The 16,859-nt window shown below is 67.6% G+C and carries 17 protein-coding genes and 1 tRNA gene; 17 read left to right on the top strand and 1 reads right to left on the bottom strand.

Annotated elements, in window-relative coordinates:
- Position 1: 1 nt before the first annotated feature.
- Positions 2-490 carry a hemerythrin domain-containing protein gene (locus tag BB334_RS02065; protein ID WP_068803823.1) on the top strand — a complete coding sequence of 163 codons (489 nt, stop codon included), beginning with the start codon at positions 2-4 and terminating at the stop codon, positions 488-490.
- Between the two features lie 7 nt (positions 491-497).
- Here the strand turns inward: BB334_RS02065 and BB334_RS02060 are convergent, their stop codons facing one another.
- Entirely contained in the window at positions 498-1,757 is a 1,260-nt protein-coding gene (locus tag BB334_RS02060) for a D-amino acid dehydrogenase (protein ID WP_068803821.1), read from the bottom strand.
- 148 nt (positions 1,758-1,905) lie between these two features.
- Between BB334_RS02060 and BB334_RS02055 the strand changes: the two genes are divergently transcribed.
- The 16 genes from BB334_RS02055 to BB334_RS18350 all read left to right on the top strand — a co-directional run.
- Positions 1,906-2,907 (top strand): class 1 fructose-bisphosphatase, encoded by a 1,002-nt coding sequence (locus BB334_RS02055; protein WP_068803819.1) that lies wholly within the window; start codon positions 1,906-1,908, stop codon positions 2,905-2,907.
- Between the two features lie 52 nt (positions 2,908-2,959).
- Positions 2,960-4,687, top strand: coding sequence for an autotransporter assembly complex protein TamA (locus BB334_RS02050; RefSeq protein ID WP_068804413.1), 1,728 nt, complete (start codon positions 2,960-2,962; stop codon positions 4,685-4,687).
- A gap of 184 nt (positions 4,688-4,871) precedes the next feature.
- The gene (gene groES, locus BB334_RS02045; RefSeq protein WP_068803817.1) at positions 4,872-5,162 is read left to right on the top strand and encodes a co-chaperone GroES; all 291 of its coding nucleotides are present in this window, start codon (positions 4,872-4,874) and stop codon (positions 5,160-5,162) included.
- A 53-nt stretch (positions 5,163-5,215) separates the two neighbouring features.
- The gene (groL, locus tag BB334_RS02040) at positions 5,216-6,865 is read left to right on the top strand and encodes a chaperonin GroEL (protein WP_068803815.1); all 1,650 of its coding nucleotides are present in this window, start codon (positions 5,216-5,218) and stop codon (positions 6,863-6,865) included.
- 181 nt (positions 6,866-7,046) lie between these two features.
- The gene (locus BB334_RS02035; RefSeq protein WP_068803813.1) at positions 7,047-7,733 is read left to right on the top strand and encodes a response regulator transcription factor; all 687 of its coding nucleotides are present in this window, start codon (positions 7,047-7,049) and stop codon (positions 7,731-7,733) included.
- On the top strand, positions 7,708-9,195 hold the full coding sequence (locus tag BB334_RS02030) for a sensor histidine kinase (protein ID WP_068803811.1): 1,488 nt from the start codon (positions 7,708-7,710) through the stop codon (positions 9,193-9,195). Before BB334_RS02035 ends, BB334_RS02030 begins: the two co-directional genes overlap by 26 nt.
- Positions 9,196-9,338: 143 nt before the next feature.
- Complete coding sequence (locus BB334_RS02025) at positions 9,339-9,647, top strand: DUF485 domain-containing protein (protein ID WP_068803809.1); 309 nt, start codon at positions 9,339-9,341, stop codon at positions 9,645-9,647.
- Positions 9,644-11,359: a cation acetate symporter gene (locus BB334_RS02020; protein WP_068803807.1), complete on the top strand. Its 1,716-nt coding sequence runs from the start codon at positions 9,644-9,646 to the stop codon at positions 11,357-11,359. The genes BB334_RS02025 and BB334_RS02020 overlap by 4 nt, the downstream gene beginning before the upstream one ends.
- 155 nt (positions 11,360-11,514) lie before the next feature.
- A tRNA-Phe gene (locus BB334_RS02015) sits at positions 11,515-11,590 on the top strand.
- A gap of 169 nt (positions 11,591-11,759) precedes the next feature.
- Complete coding sequence (hemA, locus tag BB334_RS02010; protein ID WP_068803805.1) at positions 11,760-13,013, top strand: glutamyl-tRNA reductase; 1,254 nt, start codon at positions 11,760-11,762, stop codon at positions 13,011-13,013.
- A gap of 68 nt (positions 13,014-13,081) precedes the next feature.
- Positions 13,082-14,161 carry a peptide chain release factor 1 gene (gene prfA / locus BB334_RS02005; protein ID WP_068803803.1) on the top strand — a complete coding sequence of 360 codons (1,080 nt, stop codon included), beginning with the start codon at positions 13,082-13,084 and terminating at the stop codon, positions 14,159-14,161.
- Between the two features lies 1 nt (position 14,162).
- Complete coding sequence (gene prmC / locus BB334_RS02000) at positions 14,163-15,008, top strand: peptide chain release factor N(5)-glutamine methyltransferase (protein ID WP_068803802.1); 846 nt, start codon at positions 14,163-14,165, stop codon at positions 15,006-15,008.
- Positions 15,009-15,139: 131 nt separating this feature from the next.
- Positions 15,140-15,463, top strand: a complete 324-nt coding sequence (gene grxD / locus BB334_RS01995; protein ID WP_068803799.1) for a Grx4 family monothiol glutaredoxin — start codon at positions 15,140-15,142, stop codon at positions 15,461-15,463.
- A 298-nt stretch (positions 15,464-15,761) separates the two neighbouring features.
- Positions 15,762-16,361 carry a hypothetical protein gene (locus BB334_RS01990; RefSeq protein WP_068803797.1) on the top strand — a complete coding sequence of 200 codons (600 nt, stop codon included), beginning with the start codon at positions 15,762-15,764 and terminating at the stop codon, positions 16,359-16,361.
- A gap of 15 nt (positions 16,362-16,376) precedes the next feature.
- Positions 16,377-16,637 (top strand): HPr-rel-A system PqqD family peptide chaperone, encoded by a 261-nt coding sequence (locus tag BB334_RS01985; protein WP_068803795.1) that lies wholly within the window; start codon positions 16,377-16,379, stop codon positions 16,635-16,637.
- The coding region (locus BB334_RS18350; RefSeq protein ID WP_198531156.1) for a hypothetical protein at positions 16,634-16,859 on the top strand (226 nt) is incomplete at its 3' end. The genes BB334_RS01985 and BB334_RS18350, both read left to right, overlap by 4 nt.

The following is a 16,859-nucleotide window of genomic DNA, read 5'->3' as shown; positions in this document are numbered from 1 at the left end:
CATGCCTGAACTGCAGTGGAAGGAAGATCTCGAGCTGGGTGTGGCGCGCATGGATGCGACCCACCGCGAGTTCGTCGAGCGCTACAACGCGCTGGCGGGCGCCGGTCCCGACGATTTTGCCGCTCGTCTCGACGAATTCGCCGCCCACACCGAGGCGCATTTCGCCCAGGAGAACCGGTGGATGGAGGCCGTCGGCTTCCCCGGTTGCCATCGCGGCGAGCACGACCGGGTGCTCGCGGTGGTGAACGACATTCGCAAGCGGGTCGCCGGTGGCGACCTCTTCCTCGGTCGCCGCCTGGTCGAGGAGCTGCCCGCGTGGTTCGCCAACCACACCAGCGGGATGGATGCAGCGCTGGCGTTCCACCTCCAGAGCATCGGCTTCGATGTCGAGCGCGAAGCTTTCGTCGCCCGCGAGGACGGCAGCTGCGGACCGCAAGGCGGCGGCTGTGGGTGCGCGACGCTGAGCGCGGCTCCCGAACCGGCGGCTTGAGCCAGGGTCAGGCCGGCCGCAGGAAAGGGAAGCCGACGTCGGGCGTTCGCCCGTCCATCAGTTCCGCCAGGCTGGCCGCCGAGCCGCAGGCCAGCGTCCACCCGAGCGTGCCGTGCCCGGTGTTGAACCACAGGTTGGAGGCGCGCGCCCTGCCGATCAGCGGCAGGTTGCCCGGCGTCGCCGGGCGCAGCCCAGCCCAGGCTTTGGCGCGTGTGAGGTCGAGCGCGCCTGGAAATCGCGCCCCTGCCCAGTCGAAGATTGGCTTCACCCGCTCCGCTCGTATCGTGGTGTCGAAACCGTCGAGTTCGGCCGTGCCCGCGATCCGCAGGCGGTCGCCGAGTCGCGAGCAGACGATGCGGCGTGATTCGTCGGTGAGGCTCACGCTCGGTGTGCGTGCCGCATCGACCACGGGCGCCGTCACCGAATATCCCTTCACCGGATAGATCGGCAGCCGCTCGCCGAGCGGCGCCACCAGGCGCGGTCCGTAGCTGCCGAGGCAAACCACGAAAGCATCCGCAGCCAGGGTCTCGCTGCCGCGGTCTTCATGTCGAACCTCGACGCCCGCGATGCGATTGCCGGCGGGCAGCAAGTGCGCCACCGTGGTCCGGTAGCGGAAGTCGACCCCGCGCGCGGCCAGCAGCGCCGCGAGTGACTGGGTGAAGCGGAAGGCATCGCCCGATTCGTCGTGCGGCGCGTACAGCCCACCGAGCGGACGCTGCGGCGAGGCCGCCAGCGCGGGCTCGATGGAGAGGCATTCGTCGACCCCGCAGACCCGCGCCGTGACGCCGAAACCGCCGAGCGCGGCCGCGCGTGCCGGCGCGTGGGCGAGTTCGGCGGCGTCGTAGAAGAGATGCAGGATCCCTCGTTCGAGCTGATCGTAGGCGATGCCCGTCTGCGCGCGCAACCGCCGCAGGGCCTGCCCGCTGTGCAGCGCGAGCGCGGCGATCGCGGCAGTGTTGCGCCGATGCCGCCAGGGCAGGCATTCGCGCAGAAAGCTTAGCGCCCAGGACCACTGGGCAGCGTCGGCGCGGGGGCGGAACAGCAGCGGCGAGTCCGCGCGGCCGAGCCAGCGCAGCATCAGCCAGGGCGCGCCCGGGCTCGACCAGGGCTCGGGGTGGCTGATCGATACCTGGCCGCCGTTGGCGAAGCTGGTCTCGCGGCCGGCCTCGGGCTGGCGATCGATCACGCTGACCTCGTGGCCGGCCGCGTGAAGATACCAGGCGGTGCTGACGCCGGAGACGCCGGCGCCGAGAACCATCACATGCATGGGGAGCGGGGGAGGGCTGTGGCGGAGCCGGGATCATAAACGCTGCGCCGGCGGACTTCGCGGCCGTGTTGATGGCGGTCGTGCGCATCCGGGCCGGAACCGGGATAATCGATGCATGTCATCTCATTTCCTCCAGCGGGAGTTCGTCATGCGTCGTGTCAGCCTTACCCAATTCCTGATCGAACAACAGCGCGCCGGCCGCATCACTGCCGACCTGCGTCTGTTGCTCGAGGTCGTCGCGCGCGCGGTGAAGGCGATCCGGGTCAACGTTTCCAGGGGCGCGCTGGCGGGCGTCCTCGGCGAGGCGGGCACCGACAACGTGCAGGGTGAAGCGCAGAAGAAGCTCGACGTCATCGCCAACGAGATCCTGCTGCAGGCCAACGAGTGGGGCGGCCACCTCGCGGGGATGGCGTCGGAAGAGGTCGAGACGGTATGCCAGATCCCCTTCGACTATCCGAAGGGCGGCTACCTGCTGCTGTTCGATCCGCTCGACGGGTCGTCGAACATCGACATCAACGTTTCGGTCGGCAGCATCTTCTCGGTGCTGAGCAATCCGCCGGGTCCGACCGAGCCGAGCGAGGAGAGCTTCCTGCAGGCGGGGGTACTCCAGAAGGCGGCCGGCTATGCACTCTACGGTCCGTCGACGATGCTGGTGCTCACCGTCGGCAACGGCGTGCACGGCTTCACCCTCGACACGGAGATGGGCAGCTTCATCTACACCAATCCGTTCATGACGGTACCGGTCGATACCCGCGAGTACGCGATCAACTGCTCGAACGCCCGCTTCTGGGAGGAGCCGGTGAAACGCTATGTCGGCGAACTGCAGGAAGGCAGGGACGGCCCGCGCGGAGAGGACTTCAACATGCGCTGGGTGGCCTCGATGGTGGCGGACGTGCATCGGGTGCTCACCCGCGGTGGCATCTTCATGTACCCGGTCGACGAGAAGATCCGCGCCCAGGGCGGCAAGCTGCGCCTGATGTACGAGGCCAACCCGATGGCGCTGCTGGTCGAGCAGGCCGGTGGCGCGGCCTCCACCGGGCGCGAGCGCATCCTCGAGGTGCAGCCGGTGAAGCTCCACCAGCGGGTGCCGGTGATCCTCGGTTCGAAGCACGAGGTCGAGCGCGTCGTCGCCTATCACGCCGAGGCCTGAGCACATCGTGCCGGAAAGATTGACGAATACGCCGCGGCGACCGGTTGCGGCGCTGCGGCGACTGGTGCTGTGCGCTTGCCTTTCGCCGCTGATCCTGCCTGCGCACGCGCAGCAGCCGCTCGAGGTCGATCTGGAGGCGCCCGCGGAGGTGCGTGCGCTGCTCGAAAGCCACGTTCGTCTCCTCGGCGACGAAGTGGTGCTGCCCGAGGCCGGACCCGATCGCAGTGCGATGGTGCGTCGCGCGCGCCGCGAGGTCGTCGAGCTGCTCGCCACCGAAGGCTATTTCCGCCCGAGCGTGCGCTTCGACCGCGAGGAGGCCGAACGCTGGCGCCTGATCGTCGAGCCGGGGCAGCGTGCCATGGTGAGCGTGGTGACGCTGCGCTTCGCGGGTGCGCTCGCAGAGGCCGGTGAGGCGGAGCAGGCTCGCATCGCCGACCTGCGCGAGGCCTGGACGCTTGGCGAGGGCATGGCTTTTCGGCAGGCCGAATGGGACGCGGCGAAGCAGCGGCTGCTCGATCAGGTCGGCGCGCGGCTCTACGCCGCGGCGAGGATCACCCGCAGCCGGGCGGAGGTCGACCCCGAGGCGGGCGAGGTGCGGCTCGAGGTCGACATCGACAGCGGGCCGCCTTTCTACCTCGGTGCGCTCGATGTGAGCGGTATCGACGCCTTGCCCAAGGGCATCGTCGAGCGCTACAGCACGCTCGAGGCGGGGGACCCTTACGATCGCGACGAATTGCTCGCCTTCCAGGCCGGGCTTCAGAACGAGCCGCAGTTCGCGGCGGTGATCGTCGAGATCGATCGCGACCCCGCACGCGCGGCGGCGACCCCGGTGCGGGTGCAGGTGGCCGAGGCGCTGCCCAAGCGGCTCGGCTTCGGCGTCGGTTATTCGACCAATACCGGCTACCGGGTCGAGACCAGCTACCGCGACGTCAACCTGCGCAAGCGCGGCTGGGAACTGGTGAGCGGGATCAGGCTGGAGCAGAAGCGCCAGTCCGCGTTCGCCGACGTGTTCCTGCCGCCCAAGCAGGGCAAGCATCGGGACAGCTTCGGTGCCCTGCTCGACCGCAGTGACCTCGAAGGTCTGAAGGTGACCAGCCAGGCGATCGGCGTCGCGCGCGCCACCCAGCGCGACGACATCGAGACGCGGCTCGCGCTGCGTCTCCAGCACGAGGAGCTCGAACCCGATGGCGCCGAGGCGACCTCGACCCGCACCGTCACCGGCAACTGGACCTGGATCAAGCGCTCGGTCGACGACCTGCTCGATCCGCGCCAGGGTTACGTGCTCGAGGTGCAACTCGGCGCCGGCACCACCGTGGCGCCGAGCGACCGTCGCTTCACCCGTGCCTATCTGCGCCATGTGCGTTATTTGAGCGTCGCCGACCGCGACGTCCTCATCCTGCGCGGCGAGCTCGGCGCCACCTTCGCCGGCAGCCGCGAGGGCATTCCGCAGGACTTCCTGTTCCGCACCGGCGGTTCGCAGTCGGTGCGGGGCTATGCCTACCAGAGCCTCGGGGTGGAGGAGGGCAACGCCACCGTCGGCGGCCGCTACCTGGGCACCGCAAGTGCGGAATATGTGCACTGGCTCCGCCCGCAATGGGGCGTCGCCGCCTTCGTCGACACCGGCGACGCCGCCGACTCGCGCAACGAATTCGATCTCAAGACCGGCTACGGACTCGGCGCGCGCTGGCTCAGTCCGGCGGGCCCGCTGGCGATCGACCTCGCCTACGGCCATGACGACAGCAAGCTGCGGCTGCACTTCGGGGTTGCGATCGCGTTCTGAATGCGCGCGGCCCCGTCGCGGCTGCAAAATTTCTCCACCCCGCGCACTTGAAATGGCAAAACCTCGCCCCTATTATTAGCACTCGTTGGCAGTGAGTGCTAACGGCTGCAGCATCCTGCGGCCACTGCGAATTTGTCTGCACGTGGCAACGCCACGAAACCAAGCCTCAATAGGAGATCGTTCGATGAAGATTCGTCCCTTGCATGACCGCGTGATCGTCAAGCGCCTGGAAGCCGAGCGCAAGACCGCCAGCGGCATCGTGATTCCCGACTCCGCCGGCGAGAAGCCCGACCAGGGCGAAGTGCTGGCCGTCGGCAACGGCAAGATCCTGGACGATGGCAATGTCCGCCCGATGGCGGTGAAGGTGGGCGACAAGGTGCTGTTCGGCAAGTACGCCGGCCAGTCCGTGAAGGTCGAAGGCGAAGAGCTTCTCGTCATGCGCGAGGAAGACATCATGGGCGTCGTCGAAGGCTGAGCCTTCCGCCCGTCCCGTCAAGATACAACCGCATAATCCTGGAGTTCTGAAGAATGGCAGCTAAAGAAGTCAAGTTTGGTGATTCCGCCCGCGAGCGCATGGTCGCCGGCATCAACACCCTGGCCAACGCGGTCAAGGTGACCCTGGGCCCGAAGGGCCGCAACGTCGTGCTCGAGCGCTCCTTCGGCGCCCCGACCGTGACCAAGGATGGCGTCTCCGTCGCCAAGGAAATCGAACTGAAGGACAAGTTCGAGAACATGGGCGCACAGATGGTCAAGGAAGTCGCCTCCAAGACCTCCGACATCGCCGGTGACGGCACCACCACCGCGACCGTGCTGGCCCAGTCGATCGTCCGTGAAGGCATGAAGTTCGTCGCCGCCGGCATGAACCCGATGGACCTCAAGCGCGGCATCGACAAGGCGGTCATCGCCACCATCGACGAGCTGAAGAAGCTCTCCAAGCCGTGCTCGACCAACAAGGAAATCGCCCAGGTCGGCTCGATCTCGGCCAACTCCGACGCCGACATCGGCGAGATCATCGCCCGCGCGATGGACAAGGTCGGCAAGGAAGGCGTGATCACCGTCGAGGACGGCAAGTCGCTGCAGAACGAACTCGACGTCGTCGAGGGCATGCAGTTCGACCGTGGCTACCTGTCGCCCTACTTCATCAACAACCCGGACAAGCAGGTCGCGATCCTCGAACAGCCCTTCGTCCTGCTGTTCGACAAGAAGATCTCCAACATCCGTGACCTGCTGCCGGTGCTCGAGCAGGTGGCCAAGGCCGGCCGTCCGCTGCTGATCATCGCCGAGGATGTGGAAGGTGAGGCGCTCGCCACCCTGGTGGTGAACAACATCCGCGGCATCCTCAAGACCTGCGCCGTCAAGGCGCCGGGCTTCGGCGACCGTCGCAAGGCCATGCTCGAAGACATCGCCATCCTGACCGGCGGCCAGGTCATCGCCGAGGAAGTCGGCCTGACCCTCGAGAAGGCGACCCTCGAAGACCTCGGCCAGGCGGCCCGTATCGAGATCGGCAAGGAAAACACCATCATCATCGACGGTGCCGGCCAGGGCGAGCGCATCGAAGCGCGCGTCAAGCAGATCCGCGTGCAGATCGAGGAAGCGACCTCCGACTACGATCGCGAGAAGCTGCAGGAGCGCGTGGCCAAGCTCGCCGGCGGTGTCGCGGTGATCAAGGTCGGCGCTGCCACCGAAGTCGAGATGAAGGAGAAGAAGGCCCGCGTCGAGGACGCCCTGCACGCTACCCGCGCTGCAGTGGAAGAGGGCATCGTTCCGGGCGGCGGCGTTGCGCTGCTGCGCGCCCGTGCTGCGCTGGGCGAGCTCAAGGGCGACAACCACGACCAGGACGCCGGCATCAAGATCGTGCTGCGCGCGATGGAGCAGCCGCTGCGCGAGATCGTCGCCAACGCCGGTGACGAGCCGAGCGTGGTGGTGAACAAGGTCACCGAGGGCACGGGGAACTACGGCTTCAACGCCGCCTCCGGCGAGTACGGCGACATGGTCGAGATGGGCGTGCTCGATCCGACCAAGGTCACCCGCACCGCGCTGCAGAATGCCGCGTCGGTCGCCGGTCTGATGCTCACCACCGACTGCATGGTCGCCGAGCTGGCCGAAGACAAGCCGGCCGGCGGCATGCCCGACATGGGCGGCATGGGCGGCATGGGCGGCATGGGCATGGGCATGTAAGCCCGTCCCGGCGCCTCGGCCCGAGATCGGCCCCGCTTCGGCGGGGCCGATTGCGTTCACCCGCGCCTCGCCGCGGGGGCCGGTCGCGTTGCCGCATGGGCGCGGAATGTGCGCGGCAGGCGTGGGATAATCGGCCCGCTGTGCGCCTACGCCATCCATCATCGACCCGAAGCGGAGAGACATGCGCATCCTGCTTGCAGAAGACGACCCCGTGATCGCCGACGGTATCGGCCGCGCGCTCAAGCGCGGGGGCTACGCGATCGACCACGTCGCCAGCGGCGCCGACGCCGACGCCGCGATCGCCACCCAGCCCTACGACCTGCTGATTCTCGACCTCGGCCTGCCGAAGCTGCCCGGCATCGAGGTGCTCAAGCGCTTGCGCGCGCGCAAGTCGGCGCTGCCGGTGCTGATCCTGACCGCCCAGGACGGGGTGGAGGATCGCGTGCGCGGGCTCGACGCCGGCGCCGACGACTATCTCACCAAGCCCTTCGCCCTGCCCGAACTGGAGGCGAGGGTGCGCGCGCTGACGCGGCGCGGCACCGGCCAGCCGCGCTGCATCGAGGTGGGCGACCTGAGCTATGACCAGGCCGACCGCGTGGTGAAGATCAGGGGCCAGGTGGCCGACCTGTCGGCGCGCGAGATCGGCCTGCTCGAGGTCTTCGTCCTGCGGGTGGGGCGGCTGGTGAGCAAGGACCAGCTGGTGGATCACCTGTGCGGTTGGGGTGACGAGGTCTCGAGCAACGCGATCGAGGTCTATGTGCACCGCCTGCGCAAGAAGCTGGAGGACAGCGGGCTGCGCATCGTCACCGTGCGCGGGCTGGGCTACTGCCTGGAAAATCCGGATGCTGCCCAAGCGCCGAAAGTCTGAGCGCAACGCCGGCGGCGGCCGTCGTGCCGGCCCGCCGAACTCGCTGTTCGGCGAGATTCTCGACTGGATGCTCGCGCCGCTGCTCTTCCTGTGGCCGATCTCGATCATCCTCACCCACAGCGTCGCCGGCGATCTCGCCAACCAGCCCTACGATCGCGCGCTCGCCGACAGCGTGCGCACGCTGGCGCGCCTGGTGATGCTGGAGGAGGACGGCAGCGTCGGAGTGCATTTCCCGGCGCCTCCGCGCGCCATGTTCCGCGCAGACCAGGACGATGCGGTGTACTACCAGGTGAGCGACGTCCGCGGCCAGATGATCAGCGGCGACGCCGAGGTCCCGCGCGCGGCGGTGCCGCCGGTGCTGTTCGCCGAGGAGGTGCTGTTCCGCGACGAGACGATCCACGGCGAGGAGGTGCGGGTCGCCTACCAGTTCCTGCGCGCCGGCGGCGAGCCGGAGGGGCCGCTGGTCGCGGTGCAGGTGGCGGAGACGCGCAACAAGCGCTCGGATCTCGCCTCGCAGGTGGTCACCGGCGTGCTCCTGCCGCAGTTCGCGATCATTCCGCTCGCGGTCGTCCTGGTGTGGGTCGGCCTGAGCCGCGGCATCGCGCCGCTGAACCGCCTGCAGAGCCTGATCCGGCAGCGTCGGCCGACCGATCTGTCGCCGATCGCGCCGGCGAGCGTGCCGGAGGAGGTCAGGCCGCTGATCGTCGCCTTCAACGACATGATGGCCCGCCTCGAACAGAACCTGCAGGCCCAGCAGCGCTTCATCGCTGACGCCGCGCACCAGATGCGCACTCCGCTCACCGGCCTCAAGATGCAGACCGACCTCGCCCTTTGCGAGTCCGATCCGCGCCAGGTGCGCGACTCGCTCGCGCGCATCGCCGAGAGCACCGACCGCGCGGCGCACCTGATCAATCAGCTGCTCTCGCTTGCGCGCGCCGAAGCCAGTTTCGAGAAGCTATACGTGGTCGAGACCGTGGATCTGGTCGAGGTGGTGCGCGAGGTCGCGCAGGACGTCTACCCTCGGGCGCGGGCGAAGGCGATCGACTTCGGCGTCGAAGGCGGCGAGCAGCCGCTGCAGGTGGAGGGCAACCCGGTGCTGCTGCGCGAGATGGTCAAGAACCTGATCGACAACGCGATCAAGTACACTCCGCGTGGCGGTCACGTCACCGCCCGCACCCGCCTGGCGGGCTCGCCGGTGGTCGAGGTCGAGGACAGCGGCGTGGGCATTCCCGAGCCCGATCGCGAGCGGGTATTCGAGCGTTTCTACCGCGTGCTCGGCAGCGGCGAGGACGGCTCCGGGCTCGGCCTGCCGATCGTGCTCGAGATCGCCGAGCTCCACCGCGCGTCCGTCACCCTCGATCCCAACCCCGCGGGGGCGGGCACGATCGCCCGCGTGGTGTTCCCGCGCACCGCGCTGCAGGTGCTGCCGCCGGTGAAGGGGGGCTTCCAGCCGCTCGGCTGAATGGCCATCACCTCGGTGGCCGGGCCTGCCGACCCATCTTTTTGTGCGCTGCGGCGGTGCCGTAAGCGGCGGGTAAGCATCGGGGAGTAGCTTCCGTCTCGCCGGGTGAAGGCCCGACGCCAAAAGCGACAAGGAGACGGAAAATGGAAGACAAACTGGTGGCACAGATCGCCGCCAATCCGAAGTACCAGCGTCTGGTGAAGACGCGCACGCGCTTCGGCTGGCTGCTCACCGCGATCATGATGGTGGCCTACTACGGCTACATCGCGGTCATCGCCTTCGACAAGGAGCTCCTCCATCAGCGCCTGGGCGAGGGCGTGACGACACTCGGCATTCCGGTCGGCTTCGGCCTGATCGTGTTCACGATCCTCATCACCGGCTTCTACGTGCGCCGCGCGAACTCCGAGTTCGACGCGATGACGCGCGACATCGTCAAGGAGGCCGGCAAATGAGCGGGCTCATGCACCTCGCGGGCGGCCTGCTGCTCGCCACCCTGTCGGCGGCGGCGATCGCCGCCGGCGGCGACCTCGGCCAGGCGGAAAAACAGGCGACCAACTGGACCGCGATCGCGATGTTCGGGGTTTTCGTGGTCGGCACCCTGTTCATCACCAAGTGGGCGGCGTCGAAGACCAAGTCGGCCGCCGACTTCTACACCGCCGGCGGCGGCATCACGGGTTTTCAGAACGGGCTCGCGATTGCCGGCGACTACATGTCGGCGGCCTCCTTCCTCGGCATCTCGGCCGCGGTGATGATGAGCGGCTACGACGGCCTGATCTACTCGATCGGCTTCCTCGTCGGCTGGCCGGTGATCACTTTCCTGATGGCGGAGAAGCTCCGCAACCTCGGCAAGTTCACCTTCGCCGACGTCGCCGCCTACCGCTTCAAGCAGACCCCGATCCGCGCCTTCGCCGCTTCCGGCACGCTGGTGGTGGTGGCCTTCTACCTGATCGCGCAGATGGTCGGCGCCGGCCAGCTGATCAAGCTGCTGTTCGGCCTCGAGTACTGGATGGCGGTAGTCATCGTCGGCGCGCTGATGATGATCTACGTGCTGTTCGGCGGCATGACCGCGACCACCTGGGTGCAGATCATCAAGGCCTGCCTGCTGCTCGCCGGCGCGTCCTTCATGGCCTTCATGGTGCTGCTGAACTACGGCTTCTCGCCCGAGGCGATGTTCGCCGACGCGGTGCGGATCAAGACCGAAGTGGCCATGGCGGGCGGCAAGACGGCGGCAGAGGCATCGGCGGCGGGGCAGTCGATCATGGGGCCGGGCTCCTTCATCAAGGATCCGATCTCGGCGATCTCCTTCGGCATGGCGCTGATGTTCGGCACCGCCGGCCTGCCGCACGTGCTGATGCGCTTCTTCACCGTGCCCGATGCCAAGGAAGCCCGCAAGTCGGTGTTCTGGGCCACGACCTGGATCGGCTACTTCTACGTGCTGACCTTCATCATCGGCTTCGGCGCGATCGTCTTCGTGTCCACCAACCCCGACTTCCTCGACGCCAAGGGCGTTCTGATCGGCGGCGGCAACATGGCGGCGGTGCATCTGGCCAATGCGGTCGGCGGCAACATCTTCCTCGGCTTCATCTCGGCCGTGGCCTTCGCCACCATCCTCGCGGTGGTCGCCGGTCTCACCCTGTCGGGCGCCTCGGCGGTGTCGCATGACCTGTACTCCACCGTGTTCAAGAAGGGCAAGGCGGATTCCGCTTCGGAACTGCGCGTCTCGCGCATCACCACCATGGTGCTCGGCGTGATCGCGGTGATCCTCGGCATCGCGTTCGAGAAGCAGAACATCGCCTTCATGGTGTCGCTGGCCTTCGCGATCGCGGCCTCGGCCAACTTCCCGGTGCTGTTCATGTCGGTGCTGTGGAAGAACTGCACCACCCGTGGCGCCACCATCGGCGGCTTCCTCGGTCTGCTCTCCGCCGTGCTGCTGACCGTGCTGTCGCCCTCGGTGTGGGAAGCGACGCTTGGCAATCCCGCCGGCTCCGCCCCCTTCCCGTATGCCTCGCCCGCGCTGTTCTCGATGGCGGCCGGCTTCATCGGCATCTGGCTGTTCTCCATCCTCGACAACAGTGCGCGTGCCAAGGAAGACCGCGCCGGCTTCCTCGCCCAGTCGGTGCGTTCGGAAACCGGCATCGGCGCCTCGGCCGCGTCGGCTCACTGAGCCCATCCCCGCCTGCGGGCGGGGGCTGAATGGATGCGGCGGGTTCGCGAAAGCGGCCCGCCGCTTTCTTTCACGGCGTGTGGGGGGAGCCGCGATAGAAAATCCGAAAAGGGATTTGACAGCTCCAGCAAGACCGCTATAATGCGGCCTTCTTCGGCCAGGTAGCTCAGTTGGTAGAGCAGCGGATTGAAAATCCGCGTGTCGGCGGTTCGATTCCGTCCCTGGCCACCAGAACAAGAAAAACGGGTCGGCGTTCGCGTCGGCCCGTTTTGCTTTTGGGTCGATCCGGCGGGATCGTGACGCGAACCCGGCTGATCCCGCTCAATCTTTGCGGAAAATCGCGGATGCTATAATCCGCCGGTTATCCGCAAATCGCCGGTTTTCAGCAGGCTTCCCGCGCATGCAACTCTACGCCCTCGGACTGAATCACCACACCGCGCCGCTCGCGATCCGCGAGCGCGTGGCGTTTCAGGCCGAATCGCTCGGTGAAGCCCTGCACGACCTGACGCGCGCCGGCGAGGTGCGCGAGGCGGCGATCCTGTCGACCTGCAACCGCACCGAACTCTATTTCACCGCCGAGCAGGCCCAGGCCGCCGCCGACTGGCTGGCGCGCTTTCACCAGCTGTCGCTGACCGAGGTGTCGCCCTACCTTTACGCCTATCCCGAGCGCGACGCGATCCGCCATGTGTTCCGCGTCGCCAGCGGGCTCGACTCGATGGTGATCGGCGAGCCGCAGATCCTCGGCCAGGTGAAGGATGCGGTGCGTACCGCCGAAGAGGCGGGCACCCTGGGCATGCTGCTCAACAAGCTGTTCCAGAACACCTTCGCCGTCGCCAAGGAGGTGCGTTCGAGCACCGCGATCGGCGCCAACATCGTGTCGATGGCCGCCGCCTCGGTGCATCTGGTCGAGCGCATCTTCGGTCACATCTCCGAGCAGCACGTGCTGTTCATCGGCGCGGGCGAGATGATCGAGCTGTGCGCGGCGCACTTCGCCGGCGCCCGCCCGGCTTCGATGACGGTGGCCAACCGCACCGAGGAGCGCGCGCAGGAACTTGCCTCGCGCTTCGGCGCCCGCACGATGCGGCTCGACGGCATCGGCGAGGTCTTGCCGAAGTTCGACGTGATCGTCTCCTGCACCGCTGCGCCGCTGCCGATCGTCGGCCTCGGCATGGCCGAACGCGCGGTGAAGGCGCGTCGCCACCGGCCGATGGTGATGGTCGACCTTGCCGTGCCGCGCGACATCGAGCCCGAGATCGGCGAGATGGACGACGTCTTCCTGTATACGGTCGACGACCTCGCCCAGGTGGTCGATGCCGGCCTCGAGTCGCGCCAGCAGGCGGTGGTGGAGGCCGAGCGCATCATCGACACCCGGGTGGACGGGTTCCTGCACTGGCTTGAACTGCGCGGGGTGGTGCCTACCATCCGCGCCCTGCGCGAGCAGGCCGACGAGACGCGCCAGACCGAGCTCGAGCGTGCGCTGAGGCTGCTTCGCCGGGGCGACGACCCGGAGCAGGTGATCGCCGCGCTCGCCCATCGGCTCACCAACAAGCTGACCCATGCGCCTTCGCGCTACCTGCACGATGCGGAGGGCGAGCGCCAGCTCGAGGCCGTGCAACTGATCGGCCAGCTGCTGCATAGCGCCCGTCGGCGCTAGCCGCATCCCGCGCGCCGCCGTCGGCAGAGGCCGGCCGTACGCGTCCGCGCATATTGGTAGACACATCCATGAAGCAGAGCATCCGCGACAAACTCGAACACCTCGCCGCCCGACTGGAAGAGCTGGATCGCGAGCTCGCGGCCGAAGACGCCGCGCGCGACATGAACGGTTTTCGTGCGCTCGGTCGCGAGCGTGCCGAGATCGAGCCGGTGGTCGAGCTCTACCAGCGTTGGCGCCAGGCGGTTGCCGACTGCGCGACTGCGCGCGAACTGCTCGCCGACCCCGAGATGCGCGAGTTCGGCGAGGCCGAACTCGAGGCTGGCGAGGCGCGCATCGAAGCGCTCGAGCGCGACCTGCAGCGCGCCCTGCTGCCGCGCGATCCCAACGATGAGCGCAACCTCTTTCTCGAGATCCGCGCCGGCACCGGCGGCGACGAGGCGGCGCTGTTCGCGGGCGAATTGCTGCGCATGTATGCGCGCTATGCCGAACGTCAGCGCTGGACGCTGGAGGTCGTGTCGGCGAGCGAGTCCGAGCTCGGCGGCTACAAGGAGGTCATCGCCCGCGTCGTCGGTGCCGGCGCCTACTCGAAGCTGAAGTTCGAGTCGGGCGGCCATCGCGTGCAGCGCGTGCCGGTCACCGAGACGCAGGGCCGCATCCACACCTCGGCGTGCACGGTGGCGGTGCTGCCCGAGGCCGACGAGGTCGAAGCGGTGGACATCAACCCGGCGGACCTGCGCATCGACACCTTTCGCGCCTCGGGTGCGGGCGGCCAGCACATCAACAAGACCGATTCCGCGGTGCGGGTCACCCACCTCCCCACCGGCCTCGTGGTCGAATGCCAGGACGACCGTTCGCAGCACCGCAACAGGGCGCAGGCGCTCGCCGTGCTCGCAGCCCGCCTTTACGACGCCCGCGTGCGCGCGCAGCAGAGCGCGGAGGCGGCGGCACGGAAGAGCCTCGTCGGCAGCGGCGACCGCTCCGAGCGCATCCGCACCTACAACTTCCCCCAGGGCCGGGTCACCGACCACCGCATCAACCTCACCCTGTACAAGCTCGATGCGGTGATGCAGGGCGATCTCGATGAACTCGTGGATGCGCTGACCCTCGAGCACCAGGCGGCCCAGCTCGCCGCCCTCGCGGAGGACTGAGATGGACTTTCCCGAGCCTCCGGTCGACATTGCTGCCGCGCTCGCCTGGGGCAGGCTGCGGGTAGACCCGATGGAGGCGCGACTGCTGCTGCGCCATGTCCTGCAATGCCCGCTGTCGCGTCTGGTGGCACGGCCGGAGCAGCCGCTCGAGGCGAAGGCCTGGGCGGACTACCGCGCGCTGATCGAGCGACGGGAGGCGGGCGAGCCGGTGGCCTATCTGGTCGGCGGGCGAGAGTTCTACGGGCGGGAGTTCATGGTGAGCGCCTCGGTATTGATCCCGCGGCCCGACACCGAGCTGCTGGTCGAACTGGTGATCGCCCACTGCGGCGAAGGGCGGCGGGTGAAGCTGCTCGATCTCGGTACCGGCAGCGGCGTGCTGGCGATCACGCTCGCCCTCGAGCTGGACGAGGCCGAGGTGACGGCGGTGGACCGCTCGCGCGAGGCGCTCTGGGTTGCGATGGCCAACGCCGCGCGGCTGGGCGCCAGCGTCTCCTTCGTCGAGAGCGACTGGTTCGCCTCCCTCGGCGAGGAGCGCTTCGACATCATCGTCGCCAATCCGCCCTACATCGCCTCTGGCGATCCCCATCTTCAGCAGGGCGACCTGCGCTTCGAGCCCCGCTCGGCGCTGGCCGCCGGCCCGGCCGGTCTCGACGATCTCGCGTCGATCGTGGCGGCAGCGCCGGCCCGGCTCGAGCGCGGCGGCTGGCTCTTCGTCGAGCATGGCTATGACCAGGCGCTCGCTGTGCGGGGCTTGCTGACCGATGCCGGGTTCGCCGGGATCGCCTCGTGGAAGGATCTTGCGGGCATCGAGCGAGTGTCCGGCGGGCGCTGGTTGGGCCGTGGCTGAGCGGCTAGGCCGCGAAAGCAACTCCTTGTCGCGCTTTTCGGGAAGCGTTCGCGGCTGGGGCGATATTGACGCGCACCGGCTCCGCGCCTAGAATTTCCGACTGTTTCACTCAACTATAGCGGGTCCGTTCCATGAACATCAATGACGTCATTCAACAGCAGGTGAGTTCGCACCCGGTGGTGCTCTACATGAAGGGCTCGCCGCAGTTTCCGCAATGCGGCTTTTCCTCCGGCGCGGTGCAGATCCTCAAGGCCTGCGGCGTCGCCGAGGTCTTCGCGGTGAACGTACTCGCCGACCCCGAGATCCGCCAGGGCATCAAGGAGTTCTCGAACTGGCCGACGATCCCGCAGCTCTACGTCAACGGCGAATTCGTCGGTGGCAGCGACATCATGCGAGAGATGTACGAGAGCGGCGAGCTCCAGCAGATGCTGAAGGACGCGGGCGCCGCCGGGTGATCCGGGCGCGGCGGCATGGGGCGAACCCGCTCCATGCCGTTCGAATCGATCGGAGCTTGAATGCTCGACACGAAAGTGTCGATTTTTTTTACAGATCATGGGTTTGACGCTTGCGTCAGGCGGCCCCCGATGTCGTTCAACTGCTTGAGCGAAAGAGGTTTTTTCTATCGGTAAGGCGTGTGGCTTGAATATTGCGTGTATAGCGCAGAGGTTTCATGCAGCATGCCGGCATCGTTTTCGATGCCTTGATGATGTACCCTGACAGCGAATATTCAGCATAGAAACAAGAGGATTTGCCATGACCCAGTCCAAATCCGAGCGAACCGAGCAGCGGCGTCGGATCCTGCGCGCCGCCGCCAGCGCACCCGTCATTCTCACCTTGCCCAGCGGTGCCGCGCTGGCGGCGACCAGCGTGACCTGCGCACAGAAGAGCCAGGAACTCGCGCAGAACTCGCCGCCCGCTGGCGTCGCCGCTGCGCCGGACAACTGGATGCGCTTCAAGGTCGATGTTTACAGTTTCACCGGTTCGGTCTCGGCGACCAGCACCAGCGCCTTCCTGGACGCGTCCGCGACGGGCAGCGCCGATGCAGTGGCGAGCGCCGCCCCGGCGGCGCAGAAGGAGCTCTATTTCACCCTGAGCAGTCAGTGGTACCGCGTGCTCGCGGACGGTACTGCCGACCCGGTGGCGCTGAGTGCTGCCAACAACAAGCCTATTGGCGAATTGGCCAAGCCCGAGGGGGAGCGATTCGTCCTCGTGGACTATGCAGCCTACCAGGCCGGAATCAGTCAGACCCTGTATGTGTATCCGACCAGCTCGCCCGTCATCAACCCGATCAGCGGCGCGTCGTGCTGGAACTCCTTGACCGGGGCGACCCTCACCTCGACCGTGATCAACTGATCGCCGAGGCGCTCGATGGCGATCGGCGAAAAGCCACATCTGCGGCGTCTCGGTGACGCCGCAGTCGTGTTCGACCCGCTGAGCTGGGAGACGCACGTGCTCCCGCCCGCAGCCGCGGTGGTCGCGGAGATCGCCGAGGAACTGTCGGCGGAGGGCCCGGTTTCCGCGGAGGTGCTCCGTCGGCAACTGCGGGAGGAGTTCCAGCTCGACTGTGACACGCCCGAGATGCGGCAGCTGTTGCGCATGATGGGCGACATCGGCATGCTGGAGGGATGACGCCAGCACCAGGTCCGATCAGCCAGACTTCGCTTTCCGAACTCGAACAGGCCCTCGCCGAAGAGGGCCTGTTCGTCGATTACGGCGCCTGTGTCGTGCGCCTGCGCTCGAGGCTGAAGGGTTTCGCCCACAGCCTGCGCGGGGTGTATGGCAGCTTTGCCTTCATGCCGGAGGCGCCGTTTGCCGACCTCCATGTGCGAGTCGATCCCGGGCGAGGCTTGC

Source organism: Thauera phenolivorans, from assembly GCF_001696715.1.
Lineage (GTDB): Bacteria > Pseudomonadota > Gammaproteobacteria > Burkholderiales > Rhodocyclaceae > Thauera > Thauera phenolivorans.
The sequence above is the reverse complement of the archived record's forward strand: the minus strand, read 5'-3'. Positions and strand labels throughout refer to the sequence as shown.

Excerpts from the sequence above, each read along its gene's own strand:
- BB334_RS02065 (WP_068803823.1), top strand. The coding sequence starts at position 2 with ATGCCTGAACTGCAGTGGAAGGAAGATCTCGAGCTGGGTGTGGCGCGC.
- BB334_RS02060 (WP_068803821.1), bottom strand. The coding sequence starts at position 1,757 with ATGCATGTGATGGTTCTCGGCGCCGGCGTCTCCGGCGTCAGCACCGCC.
- BB334_RS02055 (WP_068803819.1), top strand. The coding sequence starts at position 1,906 with ATGCGTCGTGTCAGCCTTACCCAATTCCTGATCGAACAACAGCGCGCC.
- groES (WP_068803817.1), top strand. The coding sequence starts at position 4,872 with ATGAAGATTCGTCCCTTGCATGACCGCGTGATCGTCAAGCGCCTGGAA.
- groL (WP_068803815.1), top strand. The coding sequence starts at position 5,216 with ATGGCAGCTAAAGAAGTCAAGTTTGGTGATTCCGCCCGCGAGCGCATG.
- BB334_RS02035 (WP_068803813.1), top strand. The coding sequence starts at position 7,047 with ATGCGCATCCTGCTTGCAGAAGACGACCCCGTGATCGCCGACGGTATC.
- BB334_RS02030 (WP_068803811.1), top strand. The coding sequence starts at position 7,708 with ATGCTGCCCAAGCGCCGAAAGTCTGAGCGCAACGCCGGCGGCGGCCGT.
- BB334_RS02025 (WP_068803809.1), top strand. The coding sequence starts at position 9,339 with ATGGAAGACAAACTGGTGGCACAGATCGCCGCCAATCCGAAGTACCAG.
- BB334_RS02020 (WP_068803807.1), top strand. The coding sequence starts at position 9,644 with ATGAGCGGGCTCATGCACCTCGCGGGCGGCCTGCTGCTCGCCACCCTG.
- hemA (WP_068803805.1), top strand. The coding sequence starts at position 11,760 with ATGCAACTCTACGCCCTCGGACTGAATCACCACACCGCGCCGCTCGCG.
- prfA (WP_068803803.1), top strand. The coding sequence starts at position 13,082 with ATGAAGCAGAGCATCCGCGACAAACTCGAACACCTCGCCGCCCGACTG.
- prmC (WP_068803802.1), top strand. The coding sequence starts at position 14,163 with ATGGACTTTCCCGAGCCTCCGGTCGACATTGCTGCCGCGCTCGCCTGG.
- grxD (WP_068803799.1), top strand. The coding sequence starts at position 15,140 with ATGAACATCAATGACGTCATTCAACAGCAGGTGAGTTCGCACCCGGTG.
- BB334_RS01990 (WP_068803797.1), top strand. The coding sequence starts at position 15,762 with ATGACCCAGTCCAAATCCGAGCGAACCGAGCAGCGGCGTCGGATCCTG.
- BB334_RS01985 (WP_068803795.1), top strand. The coding sequence starts at position 16,377 with ATGGCGATCGGCGAAAAGCCACATCTGCGGCGTCTCGGTGACGCCGCA.